We start from the raw sequence: 14,908 nt of genomic DNA, 5'->3' as shown, positions 1-14,908 counted from the left end.
GATCAGCCCTTAACTGCGCTGATCGTCAAAAAACGCCTTCTTCCCATCTACGCGCTCCGAGGCCTTCGGCACATTGACGGCCTGGCCTTCGGGCTTTTCCACATACCAATAGCAGTGGCTGACAGTCCGGGTGATGCCGACATAGGCCAGGCGCAGCACCTCGTCCTTCTGCGCCGTGTCATAGGGCTCGCTGTCGCCATTCTTGCCCAGGCCGGCCATGCGATACACCTGGTTTTTATAGGGTGAGTTGCTCAGATGCTGGCAATCCCCAAGCAGAAACACGACGTCCGCCTGCAAGCCTTTGGCGCTGTGATAGGTCAGCTGTTTGAGCCTGCGTGCGTGAGGCGCCAAGCTAGAATCTACATTAACCACAGACTGAATATGCTCCTGAATCAGTAACTTATCGCTACTTTTTCGATAAAGCATCAACACCGACTCGCCCTTCTGATAGTGCACCAGCAACTGACGCCCCAGCGCCGCATCGTCCCGTTGCAGCACTTTGACCGGCTCCAGCGCTTTAGGTGTACCGCTGGCCTTGGCCTTCTTGCCGGGGATCGCCGGCGCGGCGCGCACGATGTGCTCGGCGGCATCGATGATGTGTTGGTGGCTGCGGTAGTTCTCGCCCAGCATAACGCGCGTGGTGCTCGGCGAAGGGAACTCCTGGTTGAACTCCATGAAATACTTGGGCGAACTGCCCCGCCAGCCGTAGATCGACTGCCAGTCATCACCCACGCACAGCAGCGAAGAATGCTGGGCGCCGCGCCCAACGTGCATGGCCGGGCCACGGCTGCGGATTTCCCGCAGGCTGGCACGGATCCACGAGACGATCTGCGGTGAAACATCCTGGAACTCGTCAATCATCAAGTGCGACAGCGGCCGCAACAGTGGGTCGCTGAGCAGCTTGAGGTTTTCCGGAGTGTTTTCGCCGAACAGCGAGAACATGCGGTTGTAGGTCATGATTGGCGGCGACTGGTCGAGCAGATGGTCTTCCAACGCCTTCCAGAAAATGCTCAGGGCTTCGAAGAAGAACCGGTCCGGATCGTCCTTGGCGAAGCTCATCTGGCCCACGGCGGTCGGTACGTCCAGCCCAAGGTTCTCGATAAAGCCTGCCGCCATGACAAAACTGTCCAGCAAGGGCGCTGAAGCCAGTTCACCTTTGACCTTGTAATCAAACCCAGGCCCCGCGCTGGCATCCCCGGCCAGACTGCCTAAAAGTCGCTTGGATGAGTCGTAGCTATCAAGCCAAATCAACGGCTTACGGCAGAAAGCTTGAAACAACGTGCGCTTTACCGCCCATTCCGCACGGACCGACAGCTTGGCATTGGGGCGGCTGAGCTGAGGGTTTTCCCGCGGATCAAAGCCCAGCACCACCCACGAGTCCAGTTCACGGATATAGCCGTGACACTGGAACTGCGCGCCATTGATCTCGATCGTCTGGCGATTGGGCTCAATGCCCTTGATGGGCCACGCGCCGGCACGGAACCACAGGTCCTCGATCACGTCACACAGTTCTTCATCGCGCTTGGCTGCCAGCTCAGTGACGGCCACGCGCTTTTGTACATCCGGATGGTCGCGCTCCAGTTCCTTGAGCTGCAGGCCGTGACGGGCCAAGGGCGCGATCAGCTCGCGAAAGCGCGAGTGCTGGCCGTGCAGTCGGTGGTAGCAGGCATTCATCTGCTGGCGCTGGGCGTCGTTGATGCGCAGGTCGAAGGGGTTGCTGTCGGCATCGTCGAACCCCGAACTCAGGTTCTCGAACGCCTGCAAGCGCTCAAACCCCGGCAGGCTACGCACCATCGGCAGGATACGCGAGTGGAAGGTGCGCACTACCGCCTGGGCTTCTTTCACGCCAAGGGGTTGGCCCCACAGGCTGAGAATTTCCATGAGCTTGTTGATGAAGTCTTTACGCGACTCGCGCGTAAAGGTCACCACCGTCATCGAGCTCAGCTCAAAGCCCAGGTAATGAGTGAGCAGCAAAATGCGCAGCACCAGCGAGGTGGACTTACCTGCACCCGCCCCCGCGATGACCGAGGTCGATGGCGTATCGCTGAAGATCATTTTCCATTGCGCCGCACTGGGCTGGGCATGGCTGGGCAGTAATCGAGCCACATCGGCCTTGATGCGCTTCTTCACGTCTGCCGTCAGGGGCAGCCGCCAATCATCGAACAAATTGTCGTCGACGCCAGGTGCGCGGTGCTCATCGGGGCGCAAATCGCGGATCAACAGGACTTGGCGGCCCTCCTCGATGCCATCGGCCTTGCCCTCGCGGTAGCCGTACTCGACGCCGGCTTCGTGACCGCTGCGAAAACCGTCGGCCTGCCCGTGCAACCAGGAAAACCGATGCTGCGCGCGCAAACGGGTCAGGCCGTGGCCAAACAAGCGCGCAGCGAGGCGCTTCAACAGGGGCATATCCGCCAATGGGCGCAATTCAGGGGGCAGATCAGGCTTGTGTTGCGGCACGCGGACTCCTGCGGTGAGTTGGGTTTTGACAAGTGCGTCATGGTCGCCGGAATCGGCGCTCAGTTCCAGCCAATTGCTTTGCGGTCATGCGGTTAGGCGATGAAGTGAAAGTCAAAGCATTGCAAAAATATCTATTTTACCGATATGAATTAGGCATTTTTTACGCTTTTTATCGATAATGGGCTACTGGATGATAGGCGTCATCAACAGGAGGCAATCATGCTTGAACTTCGACGCTTCAATTCCCTGGGCGGCGCCCACCACGGCTGGCTTGACGCCCATCACCACTTCTCGTTCGCCGAGTACCACGACCCCAAACGCATGCACTGGGGCAACCTGCGGGTGTGGAACGACGACATCATCGCGCCAGGCACCGGGTTCCCCCAGCATCCACACCGTGACATGGAAATCATCACCTATGTGCGCGAAGGCGCCATCAGCCATGCCGACAACCTGGGCAACAAGGGCCGTACTGAAGCAGGTGACGTACAGGTCATGAGCGCAGGCACCGGGATCGCTCACAGCGAATACAACCTGGAGGCCACGCCGACCAAGATCTTCCAGATCTGGATTATCCCAAATGAAGCCGGGCTACCGCCGTCGTGGGGCGCCAAGCCATTTCCGCAAGGCGAGCGCGAGGGTTTTGTGACCCTGGCCAGTGGCAAGGCGGGAGACAGCGAAAGCCTGCGCATCCGTGCGGATGCCCGCTTGGTAGCGGCCAACCTGAAAGCCGGGGAAAGTGCTGAATACCACTTGGACAACGGGCGTCGGGCTTATCTGGTACCGGCGACGGGAGTGATTGAAGTCAATGGCTTGCGTGCGCAAGCTCGAGACGGTGTGGCGATTGAGGATGAGCAGGTGCTGCGGGTAACGGCCGTCGAGGACAGCGAAATCGTCTTGGTTGATCTGGGCTGATTCAACGCCGTGCCCAAAACAACGGCGAGAGTCGGGCAAGCCCGGCTCTCACCGCTCAACCTCGGGCGGTTATTTTGAAATAGCGCCATCTACCAACACTTGGGCTTCTTCTACCAGTTTTTTGAGGTGATCTTCACCAATAAAGCTCTCGGCGTAGATCTTGTAGATATCCTCGGTACCTGACGGCCGTGCGGCGAACCAACCGTTTTCGGTCATCACCTTAAGGCCGCCAATCGCCTGGTTATTACCCGGCGCGTGACTGAGGATCTGCTGGATGCTTTCGCCGGCCAGTTCGGTGGAGGTCACTTGCTCCGGCGACAGTTTGCCCAAAAGGGCTTTCTGCGCCGGAGTGGCCTTGGCGTCGACACGAATCGCGAACGGCTCACCCAGCGCGTCAGTCAGGCCACGGTAGATCTGGCTTGGGTCCTGACCTTTGCGCGAGGTCATTTCTGCCGCCAACAGCGCGGGGATGAGGCCGTCCTTGTCGGTGCTCCATACGGTGCCATCTTTGCGCAGGAACGAGGCGCCCGCGCTTTCTTCGCCGCCGAAGCCCAGCGAACCGTCGAACAAACCGTCGGCAAACCACTTGAAGCCCACCGGCACCTCGTACAAGCGGCGGCCGATGCGGGCTGCCACGCGATCAATCAAACCGCTGCTGACCACGGTCTTGCCCACGGCCGCGTCGGCGCGCCAGTGAGGACGGTTCTGGAACAGGTAGTCGATGGACACCGCCAGGTAGTTGTTCGGTGCCAGCAGGCCGCCGGACGGGGTGACGATGCCGTGGCGGTCGTGGTCCGGGTCGCAGGCGAAGGCCACGTCGAAGCGGTCCTTGAGGCCGATCAGGCCCTGCATGGCGTAGCTGGAGGACGGGTCCATGCGGATCTGGCCATCCCAGTCGACGCTCATAAAGCGGAAGGTGGAATCGACTTCGGTGTTCACCACGTCCAGGTTCAAGCGATAGTGCTCGGCAATCGCCGACCAGTAGCGCACCCCTGCTCCGCCCAACGGATCGACGCCCAGGCGCAGGTCGGCGCTGCGGATGGCGTCCATGTCGATCACATTGATCAGGTCAGCGACGTAGCTGTTGAGGTAGTCGTGACGATGAGTGGTGTCGGCCTTGAGCGCCTGGGCGTGGGTGATGCGCTTGACCCCGGCGAGCTTATTGGCGAGCAGCTCGTTGGCCTTGGCTTCGATCCACTTGGTGACGTGGGTGTCGGCCGGGCCGCCGTTGGGAGGGTTGTACTTGTAGCCGCCGCTTTGCGGTGGATTGTGGGACGGCGTAATGACAATGCCGTCAGCCAGGCCGCTGGTGCGGCCACGGTTGTAGCAGATGATGGCGTGGGAAATCGCCGGTGTCGGAGTGTATTCGTCGCCTTCGGCGAGCATCACGTGCACACCGTTGGCCGCCAGCACTTCCAGCGCGCTGGCACCGGCAGGCGTCGACAAGGCGTGGGTATCAAGGCCGACAAACAGCGGGCCGTTGATACCTTGGGCTTCACGGTACAGGCAGATGGCCTGGCTGATGGCAAGCACGTGCCACTCGTTGAAACTCAGTTCGAATGAGCTGCCACGGTGCCCGGAAGTACCAAAGGCTACGCGCTGGGTGGAGATCGCTGCATCAGGCTGGCCAGTGTAATAGGCCGTGACCAGTCGCGGGATATCCACCAGCAACTGGGCTGGCGCCGGCTTGCCCGCAAAAGGACTGATTGTCATGCATAAACCTCGAAAAGAAGGATTCGGGAAAAACGACAGTTTACTGAGAGTTGGACTACGACGCGACGATATCGATCCTACATCGGCAACCGATATTTCACGCAGTCTGCGCCTGCCGCAGTGCGGCGCTCAATGCCACCAATGCAGAATCCACGTCCGGGTGCCCATGAAACGTATGGCTCAGGCGCAGGTTCTGGTGATGCAACCCACTGACACTGAACAGTTCACCGGGTGCAATCACCACATGCTGCGCTAGCAGGGACTGGAATACCTTGCGCATGTCCACCGCCCGAGTAGAACTCAGCCAGAAAGCCGCACCGGCGACCGGCCGTCGATAGGCCACTTGGTCACCTAGGTGTTGCGCCAGGCGCTGACTCATTTGCGTGGCTTGCTCGCTCAATTGTTGGCGCAATATCCGCAGGTGCTGGTCAATTCGCCCGCTCTGGTACAGCCGCGCTATTGCCCGCTGGCGGATCGACGACAAGCGAAATGATCGCAGTAGGAACTGGCGCTGCAACTCATTGCTCAAGCGCCGGGAAAGCAGATAACCATAAGGGGCTTCCGACCCCAGCTGTTTCTCGAACGAAGAAAACACAATCAGCCGGTCGGGGCTCACCAGATCTCGCAGCGCCGTGTGTGGCGAGTCGTAGCCCAGTTCACCGCAGGTATCGTTCTCCAGCAACCAGCACCCGTACTGGCCGAGCAGTTGCGCCAAGCTCAAGCGGTCGCCGGGTGACATCATCACCCCCGACGGCAGGCTGACCGTTGATGAGAGCAACACCATGCGCACCGTCTCATCGCGCAGTAATCGTTCCAGAGTCGCACGGTCCAGGTCGCCTTCCGGCGTCCATGGCAACTCGATAAGGTGCACACCTGCGTCCTGCAACAGGCGCAGGATCAGCCAATCGCAGGGCGACTCGACAATCACTGTTGTGCCCCGCAGCCCAAGGACCTCAATCAGAATGTCCAGCACGCCTCGTAAGTCAGCGCCGATATACACATCGTCCGCATGCCAGCAACGCGTAGGCGACGAGGTATAACGGGCCGCCAACGCCGCCCGCAGCTCCCACACCCCACAAGGCTGTGACCAGGGCTGCAAGTGCTGGGGATAGTGGCGCACCAGTTCCCGCTCTAACCGCAACAGCGCTGCATCCATGGACGCAAGCAATGCAGGCTCTTCACCACTGAGCACCACCATGCCGGGCCGCCGCGCTGCCGCGTAGAGGCGATCGAGCAAATCGCCGCTGACCCATGCAGAAGGGCTTGATGAGATCGGCCAGGCGTAATAGCCAGATTTGGACACCGAATAAACCCTGCCCTCCTTCTCCAGCAGTGCATAGGCGTACTGGATCGTCGAAATCGACACATTCAGGCGCCCGGCCAACTGCCGCAGTGACGGCAGCTTCACCCGTGTATCAGTGCTGACTTCATTGATCAGGCTGATCATGTAGCGATAGACCGCCTGATACGCAAAATCTGCCTGGCGTTCACCGCGCAAAGTCATTGGCTGGACATTTGGACGGCGCCGGCAGCGCCCTGGCCGGCTTGGACACGCGGCAGCCCGTTAGGGCCAATCAACGGGCGCTTGCGGTACAAATGCTGCAGCAACGGCATCGGCAATCCGCTAGTGTCCGCCACCCACTGTTGCAACATCTCGGCGGACGGTTTGCCTTGAAGCACCTTGTGCAACTCAGGCAATGCCACCAGCATGCCGGGATGACATTGGCGCAAATAGCCTTCCAGCCGCTCGCCGTGGTGAATGAACGGCGAAAACAACAGGCAGACCAACTGGGTTTCATCCAGGCCAAAGAACTGCTGGGCAAACGTGCTCGCCAGCAGTCGCCCTTCGCAAGTCCCCGCCTGGGCGAGCAACGCTTCGGGCATGTGCAGACGACGCATGTATCGGCTGGCCTGCTGTATAAAGCCTTCGACGCCTGCTTCGTAGTCCAGCTCACGCAGGCACTCGGCCTGCAGCCCGCGCAAATGCGCCATCAATAAAGGATTGGAATAGGCCGGATGGCTGAAGTGGAAACCCAGGGGGTCGGGGGTGTAGGCCATGAAATCCGTCAGCAACGATGCCGACGCCAGGTCAACCTCGTCCAGCAGGTCGGCGATGCCGATATAAGCCAGGTGGCGGTGACTCGCCTTGCTGGGCATGCTGTTGGCCACGTAATGCTCACCGAACACATCTCGGTAGTAACCAGCGCTCCACTCGTCCATGCGCGCGAACAATTCATTGAGCGACAACGGACGGCCTTTGGGGACAGCAATGCCCGCCCCCAGGGCGGTCTTCTTGAGCCAGGCGAGAAACTGACTTTGCTTGCGCGGCGAATCACCGCTCACCAGCGCGTGCACGCCCCCGTTGTAGGTGGTGGCGCGCAGGTAGAAATCGCCCAGGGCCAGGTAGGTGTCATTGCACAGCGTCGCGCGACAATCACCGGAGCTCAGGTGCCCCACCATCAACATCGTACGCTGGTTGTTTTCTCGCCCGGCGGTTGACGCAGGTCGCTGATGGTTGAAGGGCTGGACCTCTTGGTTTTCCACCATCAATAGCTCCACACGTGGATCATCGTGGAGGAACAAACGACCGTAGCCCCGATTAAGGGTATCGAGTTGCCCCTCAGTCATCCCCGCATGCCGCAACGTTGCAACCCGCAAATGGAAAGTACGCGGCGCCCGACCGGCAATGGTCAACTGCGCGGCGCGCAGCAACGCCAGTGTGTAGCTGCTGGATCCCCCGCCCCCATGGGCCACCAGCACCTTGAAATCTCCTACTTGCTCCATGCCCCCGGCCGCCACGACGATTCGCTGCACCAACAACTGGAGTGCCGTACGTCCCGCGCGGGTAAAATGCCCAATCAAGCGCTGCAGAACTTGCTGGTATACATGGTTCATTGCCTGTTCGTGAATAGTGCTCATAGTTCTACTACCTGAGTTGAAATATCAGTTTCAAGCAACTGCTGAGAGTGTTTGCTCGATCTATTGTGCGTGTAGGAAAATCGCGCAGCGCAATGTGCGTCGATGTATAAACCCTAGCACCGTGCAACAAAGCTACGGGGAGGCCTGACGAGCGATATACGTCCAGAAAAATCGAGCAAGCCTCTGATTTTATTGGTTGGGGCCCGACGACTCCTGCATGCCTAGGAAGGTTCCGACACATTCCTACACGTTTTTATCTAACTATTTAAAGAAGGGTCCGACAAATAAACCCAGCAACTTTCCTTTTGTTGAGTGTGGACTTTCCACACAAGCACTTTCTCTGCGACCACTCGCAGGGACCGCATTCATAGTTCGAATAACTATCGACAACCGCGTCTTGAAATCAATCATTGCTCAATCCTTGAGATGAAAGTGAAGGCGCAATTATCAGTGCTGGAATAATGATTAATAGATACAGAACCAAGACGAAAAGCAGTGCAGATGGCTCGTTGCCGACGCGCAAATGGCACACACACGTAGACGCCGCGCTGAGATTCAGGGCGGCGTCCGGGTCAAAGGTCAGGATTCAGGGGTCAAAGCGCCAGGCTGGCGCCTTGAGGATCAGGAAGGTTAAGCCCTGACAAATGGCGCATTTGCCCCATTCGTCCAGAGAGTAGAGTACTCATTTACGAATACTCCTACATCTCAAACAGCTTCAACCTGCAACGCAACACGCTCCCGACACGGGCATTCGTCCATATAGCGGTGCGCTTCGACGAACTGGCTGAACGGAAACACCGTGGTTTTGAGTGGGACGAGCACACGGTCAGCGGTCAGCTGGTTGATATCACGCAGCGCACGCTGCAATGCAACCTGGTCCTGGATGATGCCCAGCTCCGGCTTGCCGGTGAAGTTGCCGATGCAATGCACAAAGAACTGAATATTCTTCTGGAACGCCGCACACGCCGGAAAGGGTGTCTGGTTTCCGCCCTGCAGGCCATACAAGACCAGGCTGCCACGGGGCGCCAGCACATCGCCGAGCAATGACATCTGCGGGCCACCCAAGCCATCGAATACCACGTCTACGCCGCGGTTATCGGTGAACTTGTTGATCTGCATGAGCAGGTCCTGCTCTTCGGTGACGATCACCTTCTCAGCCCCAAGGGACAGCAGGTATTCGCGCTCTGCGCTGTCTTTAGTCGCGGCAATCACCCGTACACCCAAGGCCTTGCCAAGTTGTACAAATGAAGGGCCCGCGCAGTGACTGGCGTCTGTGACCAGGGCAAATTGGCCGGGCTTGACCCGTGCCAGGTCCATGTATGCAAAGTAAGCGATCAACAACGGCGTGTAATGCACGCTCGCTTCAATCGGGCTCAAGACATCCGGGTAACGGGTCAGGGCCGAACGGGGCAGCACGATCTGTTCGCCGTACACCGGGTAATCATTGGGACTCTCGGCCGGAAAACTGGCCACTTTATCGCCCACCGCCAAATCATCCACGCCGTCGCCCAAGGCCACGACGACCCCGGCCATTTCATGGCCCAGGCCAGAAGGAAGGCGTGCGTGGGAAGACGCCAGGTTCTGGCGCCACAGAATGTCATACCAACTGATGCCAATCGCCTCGACACGCACCTGCACTTCGCCCGGTGCGGGCTGCGCGGCTGCATGCTCTTCGCATTTGAGCACCTCGGCCGGACCAAACTTGTGAAAACGGATCGTGCGGGACATCGCAAACCTCGTCAAAGTAACCTCTAATGCCATGAACTTTATCTGGGCTTTGCGGGTAAGACCACCGGTCGCCATTAATAGTCGACATGCCTGTCATTGATTCCGCATCTGAGGAATAGACCTCACGCTGCGTAGGAAAACTCAATTAGCCGGTGCAGAGTACCAGCCTTTCCCCGTAAGATTCACGCTGGCCATGCATTGTGAATGCAACCTAAGGCGTTCTTATACGACCGCTCTCGTCAAGTCAGCTGACTCTTCCAGGACACAAGATGAACCGTAACGACCTGCGTCGTGTCGACCTTAACCTCTTGATCGTATTCGAAACCTTGATGCACGAGCGCAGCGTGACCCGCGCCGCCGAGAAACTGTTCCTCGGCCAGCCGGCCATCAGCGCGGCGTTGTCACGCCTGCGCGGGCTGTTCGATGACCCGCTGTTTGTGCGCACCGGCCGCAGCATGGAACCGTCTGCCCGAGCAGTGGAGATCTTCGCCCTGCTCTCCCCGGCCCTGGACTCGATCTCCACCGCCGTGAGCCGCGCCGCCGAGTTCGACCCAGCCACCAGCACTGCGGTGTTCCGTATCGGCCTGTCCGACGATGTTGAATTCGCCCTGCTGCCCCAACTGCTCAAGCGCCTGCGCGCCGAAGCTCCCGGCATCGTGCTGGTGGTACGCCGCGTCAACTACATCCTGATGCCCGGCCTGCTGGCCTCCGGCGAAATTTCCATCGGCGTCAGCTACACCGCCGACCTGCCAGCCAACGCCAAGCGCAAGGTCCTGCGCCGCAGCCTGCCAAAGCTGTTGCGTGCCGACAGCGTACCAGGCTCCCTGAGCCTGGACGACTTCTGCGCCCGCCCCCATGCCCTGGTGTCGTTTGCCGGTGACTTGAGCGGGTTTATCGATGAGGAACTAGAGAAGCTCGACCGCAAACGCCATGTGGTCCTGGCCGTACCGCAATTCAACGGGTTGGGCACCCTGCTGGCGGGCACTGACATCCTGGCGACCGTGCCGGACTACGCGGCCGAAGCGCTGACATCGGCGGGCGGACTGCGCGCAGAAGACCCGCCGCTGCCGGTGCGCAGCTTTGAACTGCATATGGCGTGGCGCGGATCGCAGGATAATGACCCGGGAGAGCGGTGGCTTAGGTCGCGGATTCAGATGTTCTTTGGGGACCCCGATAGCCTGTAATGGAATTCCACTAAATTCCATAAAACCGTTCAATAACAAGAGCTTATTGGTTATTTTAGTCCACTGCCGTCTGTCTAAATCCAATGGATTCCACGACTCGTGGGGGCATAATTGGGGGCAAATTTCGGTTCCTTAAAAAGGATGCCCCCACCGATGCTCCCAGATCGTGCGGTTGTTTTCAGACGAAAACTCAGCGATGCGTTCATCCGTTCGCTGACCGAACCCGGCAAGCACGCCGACGGCGATGTCCCTGGCCTCTACTTGGAGGTCAGGGTGTCGAGCAGGGCAGGAAAGCCTCCCTCCAAGTTCTGGCGCTTGAAGTATCGGCTGCATGGCAAGGAGAACCGCTTCTCGATCGGTGCCTACCCCGACATCGGTCTGAAGGAGGCACGCGACATTGCCCGCGACGCACGCCGTGACGTGGCCAACCACATTGCTCCGCTCAAAGCGAAGACCGCGAAGATCGAGGCACAGTTGCTCAACGAAGAGCGCACCTTCGAGTATGTGGCCAAGCAGTGGCTAACATTTAAGTCCGCCGAATTGGTCACCAAGTCCATCGCGGGGTTTAGTGGCGCGCTGAGTAACCACATCTTGCCTGCCATCGGCAATAAACCAGTCAGCGAGATCAAGCTGGAACACATCACCACAATCATCACGGAACTGCGACGCCAGCGCATCATGGCCATGGCCCGGCGCGTACGCACTATCATCCGTTCCATCCTGGGCTTTGCCGAAGGTCGCGGCTGGGTGGAGCGTAACGTGGCGCTCAGTAACATCGAGGAGCTGAAGATTCGCCACGTCGTGACCAGTAACCCGGCGATCGAAAGACCAGCAGACCTGGGCAGGTTTCTTCTACGCCTGGATGACTGCAACGACGGTAGCGTTACCAACGCGATGCGTCTGCTGGTGATGTTGCCGGTCCGCCCTGGCGAACTGGTGCAGATGCGCTGGGAAGACGTCGACCTGGTCGGTGCCGATTGGCGTTACGTCGTGAGCAAGACCAAGCACCTGGACAAGAGCAAGCACATCGTGCCGTTGCCCGAGCAAGCCTTGGACCTGTTACGCGCGCTAAGTAAAACCCGCGTGGTGGACGAAGAAGGCAAAGGATGGGTGTTCGTCTCACCGGTCTATCCGGGTCGCCCGATCAATCCGACCTCAATGCTCAAGTCCTTTCAGCGTATCTGGCCAGAGTACGACATCACTGCCCACGGCTTTCGTGCTACCTACCGGACCATTGCTCACGAGCACCTGGGCATTGATCCCATTGTACTGGAACTTTCTTTATCCCACAGAATGCCTGGAGCACTTGGCGCCGTATATGCACGTGCACAGCTTCTTGATCAGCGTCGTGAGGCGGCTCAAAAATGGACAGACTATTTGGACCTATTGAGGAAAAAAGCAGCACTTGTTGCAGATTACTCAGGAGGAGCAAGCTAGATACGGATCAAAAGTGCGAACCATTAAAACCTCTTGGTCGCGGCATACCCCACCTGCTTCTTCGGCCAAAGACTGCACATAATTTCCTGATCGATTCCGACCATGTAAAGCTCACGTTTTCCTAGTAGCAACAAGTGATGGTATCGACAACACGAACACATCCTCTAATCCATCAACTCTCATGGTTGCACTTTCTTAGTCTCTACCTTCACCTTCGGCGAGCATGCCTGTCTGGACTGGATGGTCAGACGCTACAGTTAGTTCTAACGAGTGAATGCATCACACCACTGCGAAGCATTCACTACCAACCCGTTTGGCCCTCGCGTCTTCGCGCGACACATCAACTCATTGCTTACAAAGAGCGCATTGATCGCACCTCCTCGTTGCTCCTCGCGGCAGCTGGATTATTCCAGTTTTCTTTCGCGGCTCTCACGCAGCAGTTCACGTTGCAAATTCAGCTTGGATACCCTGATGACCGCCGCCGGATCCTTGGGCAAGTCATGTTCAACAATGTACAGAGGTCTCGCCTCCTCTTGCGCTTGCGCAACTATTTCACCCCAGGCCAGCAAGCCCTCGCCCAGGGGTGCAAAATTGCGCTCATCGTCGCGTACGCCGATACCGGCGTTGTCTTTGGCGTGCAGGGCAAACAGCCGGTCCGGGTACCGCTTGATCAACCGGACCGGGTCTTGCCCACCGCGTGACACCCAGGCCGCGTCTATCTCCAGCGCCAGATTTTTGGGCCGGGTGGCATCCACCAGCCATTCGAGCCCCGTCTTGCCCTGGTATTTTTTCATCTCGAAATCATGGTTGTGATACGCCAGCCGCATACCCTCCTTGCGCAGCCGGGCCCCCAAGGCATTCAGCTCGTCACCCAGTTTTTGCCAACCTCGCGCATCGCTCGGCCGTTCCGCGGGCTGCAGGTAAGGCACTATCAGAACCTTGTTGCCCACGGCACGGTTGAAGGCGATGGTTTCAGGTAACTGGCGACGCAGGGCGTCCAGTTGCACATGGGCAGAGGTGACGGTCAGGTTGTATTTTTGCAGCAGCCGACTGAGTTCATCACGGCTGGCACCCTGGTCACCGACCAACTCAACCGCGGAAAACCCTGCGCTTTGTGCTAGGGAAAATTGCTGCTCCAGAGTCCCGACATTGCGCAGAGTGTACATCTGCAAGGCGATCTGCCGATCTGCGGTGGGGGTCGCCAGCAGGTGTGTGGCATTTAGTGTGCAGCCGGCAACGAGTGTGGCCAGTGCCATTTTTTTGAGGACGCGCATCGCAATTTCCTTATTTGCTGTGGTGAATTCGTAGCAGCTCAAATCTTGGCGGGATTCGGTTCCACCGCACGCGCATCGCGGAAGGCAAACAGAAACACCAGCACCACGCCCAGAGAGAAGCAGGCCGGGAATAACCAAATGCTCTGCCATTGATGGCTCGCAGGGGTGGCGTAGTAATCGGAGACATGGCCCGCGACCCAGAAACCGATCAGCATGCCAAAGCCGTAGGTCGCCAGAGTGATCAGACCTTGGGCCGAGCTTCTGAAGCGCTCCGGGGTTTTCGCATCGGTGTAGATCTGCCCGGACACAAAGAAAAAGTCGTAGCAGATGCCGTGCAGGGCAATACCGGTGAACAGCATGAAGGCCAGGTCCGCGTTATTGCCGTAGGCGAACAACACGTAGCGCAAAGCCCAGGCCAGCATGCCCATCAGTAACGCGATCTTGATGCCGAAGCGGTGAATGAAAAGCGGCAGCAAAAGCATGAACAGCACTTCGGAGACCTGCCCGATGGCCATCTTCGCCGTGGGGTTGGTCACGCCGATTTCCGCGAGGAACGGATTGGCATTCTGGTAATAGAACGCCAGCGGGATGCAGATCAGGATCGACGCAATGAAGAACACCAGGTAGCTGCGATCTTTCAGCAGCCCCAGGGCATCCAGCCCAAGCATCTGCTTGAGGCCGCTGCGGCGCGTCTCGGACTTCAGCGGTGCGGTATTCGGCAGGGTGAAGCTGTACAGACCCAGCACCACAGACGCCAATGCGGCCATCAGGAAGGTGTTGCGCAGGCCACCCGAAGCAATCGCCTCTTTCGAATCCCAGGCGAAGACAAAACTGATGACCACCCCGGCGACGATCCAGCCCACGGTACCCCACACGCGAATGCGCGAGAACTCCAGCGCCGGGTCGCGCATCTGCCGAAAGGCCACGGAGTTGACCAGTGCCAGGGTCGGCATATAGATCATCATGTAGGCCAGCACGTAGGGATAGAACGCGCCAAAGTCCGGCGCGCGGTAGAGCTGATAGAGCAACACCGCGCCCACCAGGTGCAACACTGCCAGGATGCGCTCGGCATTGAAGAAGCGGTCAGCGATCAGCCCGATCACGAACGGGGCAATGATCGCGCCCCAGGACTGGGTCGAGAACGCCATGCCAATCTGGCCGCCGCTGGCGCCCAACTGGCTGGACAGGAAAGTGCCCAAGGTGACGAACCAGCCACCCCAGATAAAGAACTGCAGAAACATCATGGCGCTCAAGCGCGCAGTCATCCACGTCATAACAGTC

The 14,908-nt window shown here is 58.8% G+C and carries 10 protein-coding genes; 3 read left to right on the top strand and 7 right to left on the bottom strand.

The annotated features are described in order from the left end of the window. Window positions 1-9: 9 nt before the first annotated feature. Window positions 10-2,457, bottom strand: a complete 2,448-nt coding sequence (locus PspS35_RS14135) for a UvrD-helicase domain-containing protein (protein ID WP_159935393.1) — start codon at window positions 2,455-2,457, stop codon at window positions 10-12. Between the two features lie 219 nt (window positions 2,458-2,676). On the opposite strand from PspS35_RS14135, the gene PspS35_RS14130 reads away from it, so the two are divergent. Then, on the top strand, window positions 2,677-3,372 hold the full coding sequence (locus tag PspS35_RS14130) for a pirin family protein (protein WP_159935392.1): 696 nt from the start codon (window positions 2,677-2,679) through the stop codon (window positions 3,370-3,372). A 69-nt stretch (window positions 3,373-3,441) separates the two neighbouring features. Here PspS35_RS14130 and pgm read toward each other — a convergent pair whose 3' ends face one another. The 4 genes from pgm to PspS35_RS14110 all read right to left on the bottom strand — a co-directional run bounded on the left by pgm (window position 3,442) and on the right by PspS35_RS14110 (window position 9,732). Further along, a complete protein-coding gene (gene pgm, locus PspS35_RS14125; RefSeq protein ID WP_159935391.1) occupies window positions 3,442-5,085 on the bottom strand; it encodes a phosphoglucomutase (alpha-D-glucose-1,6-bisphosphate-dependent) in 1,644 nt (547 codons plus the stop codon). Window positions 5,086-5,182: 97 nt separating this feature from the next. Next, window positions 5,183-6,589, bottom strand: a complete 1,407-nt coding sequence (locus tag PspS35_RS14120; protein ID WP_159935390.1) for a PLP-dependent aminotransferase family protein — start codon at window positions 6,587-6,589, stop codon at window positions 5,183-5,185. Continuing rightward, on the bottom strand, window positions 6,586-8,004 hold the full coding sequence (locus PspS35_RS14115; protein WP_238786046.1) for a hypothetical protein: 1,419 nt from the start codon (window positions 8,002-8,004) through the stop codon (window positions 6,586-6,588). Before PspS35_RS14115 ends, PspS35_RS14120 begins: the two co-directional genes overlap by 4 nt. Before the next feature lie 705 nt (window positions 8,005-8,709). Continuing rightward, window positions 8,710-9,732 carry a zinc-dependent alcohol dehydrogenase family protein gene (locus PspS35_RS14110; RefSeq protein ID WP_159935389.1) on the bottom strand — a complete coding sequence of 341 codons (1,023 nt, stop codon included), beginning with the start codon at window positions 9,730-9,732 and terminating at the stop codon, window positions 8,710-8,712. A 269-nt stretch (window positions 9,733-10,001) separates the two neighbouring features. On the opposite strand from PspS35_RS14110, the gene PspS35_RS14105 reads away from it, so the two are divergent. Both PspS35_RS14105 and PspS35_RS14100 read left to right on the top strand, forming a co-directional pair. Then, entirely contained in the window at window positions 10,002-10,916 is a 915-nt protein-coding gene (locus tag PspS35_RS14105) for a LysR substrate-binding domain-containing protein (protein WP_028616088.1), read from the top strand. A 153-nt stretch (window positions 10,917-11,069) separates the two neighbouring features. Then, window positions 11,070-12,353, top strand: coding sequence for a site-specific integrase (locus PspS35_RS14100; protein WP_159935388.1), 1,284 nt, complete (start codon window positions 11,070-11,072; stop codon window positions 12,351-12,353). Window positions 12,354-12,757: 404 nt separating this feature from the next. On the opposite strand, the gene PspS35_RS14095 is transcribed toward PspS35_RS14100, so the two are convergent. Both PspS35_RS14095 and PspS35_RS14090 read right to left on the bottom strand, forming a co-directional pair. Next, the gene (locus PspS35_RS14095; protein WP_159935387.1) at window positions 12,758-13,627 is read right to left on the bottom strand and encodes a sugar phosphate isomerase/epimerase; all 870 of its coding nucleotides are present in this window, start codon (window positions 13,625-13,627) and stop codon (window positions 12,758-12,760) included. A 38-nt stretch (window positions 13,628-13,665) separates the two neighbouring features. Continuing rightward, window positions 13,666-14,901, bottom strand: coding sequence for a nucleoside permease (locus tag PspS35_RS14090; protein WP_159935386.1), 1,236 nt, complete (start codon window positions 14,899-14,901; stop codon window positions 13,666-13,668). Window positions 14,902-14,908 lie beyond the last annotated feature (7 nt).

The sequence above is a fragment of the Pseudomonas sp. S35 genome, from assembly GCF_009866765.1.
Lineage (GTDB): Bacteria > Pseudomonadota > Gammaproteobacteria > Pseudomonadales > Pseudomonadaceae > Aquipseudomonas.
Note: the sequence above shows the minus strand (reverse complement) of the source record. Positions and strands in the feature narration are given on the sequence as shown.